The sequence below is a fragment of the Pantoea agglomerans genome (genome assembly GCF_021397715.1).
Classification (GTDB): Bacteria; Pseudomonadota; Gammaproteobacteria; order Enterobacterales; family Enterobacteriaceae; genus Pantoea; species Pantoea astica.
In genome coordinates this window covers 4,177,050-4,183,504 of sequence record NZ_CP090207.1, presented here as the reverse complement: position 1 = coordinate 4,183,504, position 6,455 = coordinate 4,177,050, and the positions used below count along the sequence as shown (strand labels likewise).

Below are 6,455 nucleotides of genomic sequence, written 5' to 3'. Positions count from 1 at the left end.
GGCGGACTCCACTCGTACAAATTCGATAAGAATAGTAGGCGTTACTCTAAGAAACGTTCATTTTTGACACAGACGTAAGAAAGCGCCTGCGACCGCTATCAGCGGTTTTCCATCCTGCAATCACCGGAGGATCGTCAGCGGAAGGGCGGATCATAGCGCAAAGCGAGACAGAGATCTTCCCTTTCTACACAGTTTTGATCCTTTTTATCCACAGGCGAAAGGCGCGCAGAGAAGTTTACGCCAGTTGCAGGAAAAACCAGCAGGAATCTGGCTGAATGCGTCAGATTTTCGGGCGACTTCTCGTTTTATCCCCACGATCCGCCAATTTGATCGCAATAAGATCCGGTACGATCCTTGCGCTTTGACCGGGAGCCCGTATAATTCGTCACCCGGCGTTGTCGCGTTAAGCCCAATGCCCGGACTCAGCGGGCTGTATCCGTGTTTTCAGGTACTGCTGCACGCGAAGTAAATTGACTCGGGACTGTACAATTATTACAATCCCGCCTCTTTATTAAAGACACATTGAGGCGTCGGTCGATTTATTGGCCCGAAACGCGTCACCCAGTGAAAATTTTCAAGTTTAGGTAGAAACCGCCATGAAACGCACTTTTCAACCGTCCGTACTGAAGCGCAACCGTTCACACGGTTTCCGTGCTCGTATGGCTACAAAAAATGGTCGTCAGGTTCTGGCACGTCGTCGTGCTAAAGGCCGTTCTCGTCTGACCGTTTCTAAGTAATAAAGCTAACCCTGATGGGTAAGCTCGCATTTCCCAGGGAGTTACGCTTGTTAACTCCCACTCATTTCACTTTCGTCTTCCAGCAGCCACAACGGGCTGGCACGCCGCAAATTACTATTCTCGGCCGCCTTAACGCGCTGGGGCATCCCCGCATCGGTCTCACCGTCGCTAAAAAACATGTGAAACGCGCCCACGAACGCAACCGGATCAAGCGATTGACCCGCGAAAGTTTTCGTCTGCGTCAACATGAACTGCCGTCGATGGACTTCGTGGTGGTCGCGAAGAAGGGGGTTGCCGATCTGGATAACCGTATGCTGGCGGAAGCGTTGGAGAAATTATGGCGTCGTCACTGTCGCCTGGCGCGCGGCTCCTGATCGTCCTGATACGCGTCTATCAACGCGGCATCAGTCCATTACTGGGACCACACTGTCGGTTTCATCCGACCTGCTCTCAATACGGAATTGAGGCATTACGCAGGTTCGGCGTGATAAAAGGCAGTTGGTTGACGTTAAAACGCGTATTAAAATGCCACCCTTTGAACCCGGGTGGTGACGATCCTGTGCCGCCAAAAACCTTTGATACCAGAGAACATTAACGATGGATTCGCAACGCAATCTCTTTCTCATCGCTTTTCTGTTCGTGTCTTTTATGATCTGGCAAGCCTGGCAGACGGACCACGCTCCGCAGCCACAGCAGACGCAGACCACACAAAACACAAACAGCGTAGCGGGTGATGCCGCCAGTCAGGGTGTACCGGCCAGCGGTCAGGGCCAGACGATCACCGTTAAGACTGATGTCCTGTCATTAAATATCAACACCCGCGGCGGTGATGTTGAACAAGCACAGCTGCTGACTTTCCCGGACAAACTGGGTTCCGACCAGCCGTTCCAGCTGCTTGAAACGACGCCATCGTTCCTTTATCAGGCACAGAGTGGTCTGACCGGCCGTAATGGCCCGGACAACCCGAACAATGGCGCACGTCCACTGTTCACCACCACGCAGGATCACTTCGAGATGGCCGAAGGCCAGTCCGAGCTGCGTGTGCCGATGACTTATACCGCTGAGAACGGCGTGGTTTACACCAAAACCTTCGTGTTCAAGCGTGGCGAATATGCGGTTAACGTCGACTATCACGTCAACAACACCACCCAGCAGCCGCTGGAAGTGTCGCTGTTTGGCCAGCTGAAGCAGACCATTGATCTGCCTAAGCACCGTGATACCGGCAGCAACAACTTTGCACTGCATACCTTCCGTGGTGCGGCATACTCCACCAGCGAGTCGAAATATGAGAAGTACAAATTCGACACCATCGCCGATAACGAGAACCTGAGCACCACCACCAGCAACGGCTGGGTGGCGATGCTGCAGCAGTACTTCGCAACCGCATGGGTTCCGCGTACCGAAGGCACTAACACCCTTTATACCAGTAACCTGGGTAATGGCGTGGCGGCGATTGGCTACAAATCTGCGCCGGTGACGATTGCCGCGGGCGCACAGCAGAACCTTGGTGCGACTCTGTGGGTCGGCCCGGAAATTCAGGACAAGATGGCAGCGATTGCGCCGCACCTTGATCTGACCGTGGATTACGGCTGGTTGTGGTTTATCTCTCAGCCGCTGTTCAAACTGCTGAAATTTATCCACAGCTTTATCGGTAACTGGGGCTTCTCCATTATCGTGATCACCTTCATCGTGCGCGGCATCATGTACCCGCTGACCAAAGCGCAGTACACCTCGATGGCCAAGATGCGTATGCTGCAGCCGAAGATTCAGGCGATGCGTGAACGTCTGGGTGATGACAAGCAGAAGCAGAGCCAGGAAATGATGGCGCTGTATAAAGCAGAGAAGGTGAATCCGCTGGGTGGCTGTCTGCCGCTGGTGATTCAGATGCCTATCTTCCTGGCGCTCTATTACATGCTGTCAGGTTCGGTAGAGCTGCGTCACGCGCCGTTTGTGCTGTGGATCCATGACCTCTCTGCGCAGGACCCGTACTACATCCTGCCGATTCTGATGGGCATCACCATGTTCTTCATTCAGAAGATGTCACCGACCACCGTGACCGATCCGATGCAGCAGAAGATCATGACTTACATGCCGGTGATTTTCACCGTGTTCTTCCTGTGGTTCCCGTCAGGTCTGGTGCTGTACTACATCGTCAGCAACCTGGTGACCATTCTCCAGCAGCAGCTGATTTATCGCGGCCTGGAAAAACGCGGTCTGCATAGCCGCGACAAGAAGAAAGCCTAAGCGATGTAAAGCGGGAGCGATCCCGCCCTAAACGGTCTATCCTCAGGCGGTCAAAGCGACCGCCTTTGTTTTTTGTAGCGAGAGAGAATTTATGAGCCACAGCGATACTATTGTTGCCCAGGCCACGCCGCCCGGACGCGGCGGCGTCGGCATTTTGCGCGTCTCTGGCGCACGAGCCGCCGAGGTGGCACAGCAGCTGCTGGGCAAACTGCCTAAGCCACGCTATGCCGACTATCTGCCGTTCACCGATGCCGACGGCAGCGTGCTGGATCAGGGTATTGCGCTGTGGTTTCCGGGGCCAAACTCGTTTACCGGTGAAGATGTGCTGGAGCTGCAGGGCCACGGCGGCCCGGTGATCCTCGATCTGTTGCTGAAGCGCATCGTGGCGCTGCCCGGCGTACGCATCGCCCAGCCTGGTGAGTTTTCTGAGCGCGCCTTTCTCAACGATAAGCTCGATCTGGCGCAGGCCGAGGCGATAGCCGATCTGATTGATGCCAGCTCAGAGCAGGCGGCCCGTTCGGCGGTCAATTCGCTGCAGGGCGTCTTCTCTACCCGCGTCAATCAACTGGTGGAAGCGCTGACTCATCTGCGCATCTACGTTGAAGCCGCCATCGACTTCCCGGACGAGGAGATCGATTTCCTCTCTGACGGAAAAATCGAAGCGCAGCTGAATGCGGTGATGGCCGATCTGGATGGCGTGCGGGCTGAGGCGCGTCAGGGCAGCCTGCTGCGCGAAGGCATGAAAGTGGTGATTGCGGGACGGCCTAACGCGGGCAAATCGAGCCTGCTGAATGCGCTGGCGGGCCGGGATGCCGCCATCGTCACGGATATCGCAGGTACCACCCGTGACGTGCTGCGTGAGCATATTCATATTGATGGCATGCCGCTGCATATCATCGACACCGCCGGTCTGCGTGAGGCCAGCGACGAAGTGGAACGTATCGGGATTGAGCGCGCCTGGCAGGAGATCGAACAGGCTGACCGGGTGCTGTTTATGGTGGACGGCACGACGACCGATGCCACCGAAGCCGCCGCCATCTGGCCCGATTTTGTCTCACGTCTGCCGCCTGAACTGCCGATTACCGTGGTGCGGAATAAAGCGGATGTCACTGGCGAACCTCTCGGGCTGACTGAAGTAAATGGTCACTCACTGATTCGGCTGTCGGCCCGGACCAGCGCGGGCGTTGATCAACTGCGTGACCATCTCAAGCAAAGCATGGGGTTCGCCGGCAATATGGAAGGCGGCTTCCTGGCGCGTCGTCGTCATCTTCAGGCGCTGGAGTTAGCGGCGACTCACTTACTTCAGGGCAAAGCGCAGCTGCTGGGTGCCTGGGCCGGTGAGTTACTGGCAGAAGAGCTTCGCCTTGCACAGCAGGCGCTAAGCGAGATTACCGGCGAGTTCACCTCTGACGATCTGCTGGGCCGCATCTTCTCCAGCTTCTGTATCGGTAAATAACCGCTGATTTGCCGGCCCGACGGCCTCCCGCCGTCGGGCCTGATCCTTCCTCTCGCTAATCACGCCACCGCCATCCTTTTGCATCCTGCCTGCGGTGATTCTTGCTGATATGTTATTTTGCGGCGGCCCGGCATTGCCGTATAACGGTTGAAGCGCCGATCTGACGTGCGGCTACGGATTGCGGTGAACAATCCCCGCCTCATTCCGCCGGACCGGACGCAAACCCTATACGTGGATACCCTTGGGCGAAATTTTTCGCCTGACACAGGAGAGTTGCATGAGTACACCGCTCGACACTGCCGCACTGGACACGCTGTTTACCGACGCCCGCACCCACAGTTACTGGCAGGCTAAGCCAGTCGATAACGCCCTGCTGGAGCAGCTCTATGCCTTAACGGCGCTGGGCCCGACTTCGGCAAACTGCTCGCCCGCGCGATTTGTTTTCGTGACCTCGGCGGAAGGCAAAGAGAAGCTGAAACCGGCGCTCTCTTCCGGCAACCTCGAAAAAACCATGAGCGCGCCGGTCACGGTGATTGTCGCCTGGGACCGCGAATTTTATGAACAATTGCCCGCGCTGTTCCCGCATGCTGACGCCCGCAGCTGGTTTACCGGCAGCCCGGAAGCAGCGAAAGAGACCGCTTTCCGTAACAGCAGCCTGCAGGCGGGTTATCTGATTCTGGCGGCCCGCTCGCTGGGGCTGGATGCCGGCCCGATGTCCGGTTTTGATCCGGCCAAAGTCAATGACGCCTTTTTCCCCGACGGTCAGTATCAGGTTAACCTGCTGATTAACCTCGGCTATGGTGAAGCATCAAAACTGCACCCGCGTCTGCCGCGCCTCAGTTTTGAGCAGGCGTGCCGTTTCGCCTGATGCGCTCAGCGTCGCGATGCCCGTCGCGACGCTTCTTGTGGCACGATTGAAAACTCAGCGCCGCAAATTCTCTCTGATGGCTCGTCCTATTCCGAATTTACCCCAATCTGTGTGATGCCGGGTGCATTAAGCTAAGAAAATTCTTACAATGCAGCTGATGATTATCTGACCATTTTCACGGAGCGACAGATGGCTGGTCATTTTGTACGCTGGACGGGCAATCCCGACTTTTCTGCAGAAGATATGCGCATTCCCCAGGATATCGTTGACACGGCACAGCAGTTTGCTGATAAGCGCCGTGGACGTTTTCTTGCCGCGCGTACGCTGCTGGCGCAACTGATGCTGCGGGTTTATGGCATTAATCAGCTGCCGCGCCTGATTACCGACAGCAACGGGCGACCCGCTTTTGCTGACAGCGATCTGCCTGATTTCAGCATTGCCTATGCCGGTAATATGGTCGGCGTGCTGCTGGCTGAAGAGGGCGGACGCGCCGGGCTGGATATGGAAATTGTACGGGCGCGCAGCCGCCAGACTCAGGAGCAGCTGATGCAGGGATTAACCTCCGGCGAGATCGCCTGGATTAATGCCCAGCAGGATTTTGTCGAAGCCGTGACGCAAATCTGGACGCTGCGCCAGAGCATTCTCAAGCTGACAGGTGAGCGCCAGCAGGGGCTGGATTCACTGCGTCTGCTGCCAGGCGCAGGCCGCCTGCGCTCATCACTCTTTCCGGATATTCAGGTGGTATGCGATGCTGAGCCGACGCTGGTCTGGTCCTGTGCGCTTTCACCGGCGACCCAGCGCCTGCATCTGTGGGAGATGGATAATGACCACCAGTGGATCGTTTTACGCGAAGTGGAAATGAGTAAACCCAATATTGGTCCCCGCGCTCTGCGGCTGACCAGCCTGCCTACCGAACGCAGTCTGCATCCCGAAATCTAGCGGCTGAGCACCACCTGCGTATCGCGTAAAACCCCAACATTACGATCAGAAGAAAAGAAGTTTTTCATCTGTTCATGCGGCTGCTGCGCTGACCCATCTGTGACAATATCACTGAAAAAATTCATATTTTTGGCTGTGATCCCGACCGCAACGCTGCTACCTCGTGGGCTTGATGCAGGCTTTTGTGACCGTCATCACTTCATTCCGCGCT

The 6,455-nt window shown here is 56.3% G+C and carries 7 protein-coding genes; all 7 read left to right on the top strand.

Annotation, left to right across the window (positions count from 1 at the left end):
- Positions 1-596 precede the first annotated feature (596 nt).
- The 7 genes from rpmH (at position 597) to LZU96_RS19705 (ending at position 6,244) form a co-directional block, all read left to right on the top strand.
- A complete protein-coding gene (rpmH, locus tag LZU96_RS19735) occupies positions 597-737 on the top strand; it encodes a 50S ribosomal protein L34 (protein ID WP_003849659.1) in 141 nt (46 codons plus the stop codon).
- Between the two features lie 14 nt (positions 738-751).
- Positions 752-1,111, top strand: a complete 360-nt coding sequence (gene rnpA, locus LZU96_RS19730; protein ID WP_008926396.1) for a ribonuclease P protein component — start codon at positions 752-754, stop codon at positions 1,109-1,111.
- On the top strand, positions 1,075-1,332 hold the full coding sequence (yidD, locus tag LZU96_RS19725; RefSeq protein ID WP_072051038.1) for a membrane protein insertion efficiency factor YidD: 258 nt from the start codon (positions 1,075-1,077) through the stop codon (positions 1,330-1,332). The genes rnpA and yidD overlap by 37 nt, the downstream gene beginning before the upstream one ends.
- A 2-nt stretch (positions 1,333-1,334) precedes the next feature.
- Positions 1,335-2,981: a membrane protein insertase YidC gene (gene yidC / locus LZU96_RS19720; RefSeq protein WP_094119857.1), complete on the top strand. Its 1,647-nt coding sequence runs from the start codon at positions 1,335-1,337 to the stop codon at positions 2,979-2,981.
- Between the two features lie 91 nt (positions 2,982-3,072).
- Positions 3,073-4,437 (top strand): tRNA uridine-5-carboxymethylaminomethyl(34) synthesis GTPase MnmE, encoded by a 1,365-nt coding sequence (gene mnmE / locus LZU96_RS19715; RefSeq protein WP_233985736.1) that lies wholly within the window; start codon positions 3,073-3,075, stop codon positions 4,435-4,437.
- Between the two features lie 277 nt (positions 4,438-4,714).
- Positions 4,715-5,305 (top strand): malonic semialdehyde reductase, encoded by a 591-nt coding sequence (locus LZU96_RS19710; RefSeq protein WP_233985735.1) that lies wholly within the window; start codon positions 4,715-4,717, stop codon positions 5,303-5,305.
- Between the two features lie 189 nt (positions 5,306-5,494).
- The gene (locus LZU96_RS19705; RefSeq protein ID WP_233985733.1) at positions 5,495-6,244 is read left to right on the top strand and encodes a 4'-phosphopantetheinyl transferase family protein; all 750 of its coding nucleotides are present in this window, start codon (positions 5,495-5,497) and stop codon (positions 6,242-6,244) included.
- Positions 6,245-6,455 lie beyond the last annotated feature (211 nt).